The sequence below is a fragment of the Psychromonas aquatilis genome, assembly GCF_038155185.1.
GTDB lineage: Bacteria > Pseudomonadota > Gammaproteobacteria > Enterobacterales > Psychromonadaceae > Psychromonas > Psychromonas aquatilis.
The window spans coordinates 1-664 of sequence record NZ_JBAKAZ010000133.1 but is presented as its reverse complement, the minus strand read 5'-3'; the positions used below and the strand labels follow the sequence as shown (position 1 = coordinate 664).

The 664-nt window shown below is 52.3% G+C and carries 1 rRNA gene; it reads left to right on the top strand.

Features of this window, described 5'->3' with window-relative positions:
• Positions 1 to 664 (top strand): 16S ribosomal RNA (locus V6256_RS15155); the annotation flags it as partial.

Below are 664 nucleotides of genomic sequence, written 5' to 3'. Positions count from 1 at the left end.
ATCTCCGGATCAAAGTGGGGGACCTTCGGGCCTCACGCCATAAGAGTAGCCCAAGTGGGATTAGCTAGTTGGTAAGGTAATGGCTTACCAAGGCGACGATCCCTAGTTGGTCTTAGAGGATGACCAGCCACACTGGAACTGAGACACGGTCCAGACTCCTACGGGAGGCAGCAGTGGGGAATATTGCACAATGGGCGCAAGCCTGATGCAGCCATGCCGCGTGTGTGAAGAAGGCTTTCGGGTTGTAAAGCACTTTCAGCGAGGAGGAAAGGGTGTACTTTAATAGAGTGCATCTGTGACGTTACTCGCAGAAGAAGCACCGGCTAACTCCGTGCCAGCAGCCGCGGTAATACGGAGGGTGCGAGCGTTAATCGGAATTACTGGGCGTAAAGCGCGCGTAGGCGGTTAATTAAGTCAGATGTGAAATCCCAGGGCTCAACCTTGGAACTGCATTTGAAACTGGTTAACTAGAGTTTTGTAGAGGGTGGTAGAATTTCAGGTGTAGCGGTGAAATGCGTAGAGATCTGAAGGAATACCAGTGGCGAAGGCGGCCACCTGGACAAAGACTGACGCTGAGGCGCGAAGGCGTGGGGAGCAAACGGGATTAGATACCCCGGTAGTCCACGCAGTAAACGATGTCTATTAGAATTTTGTGGCTATATGC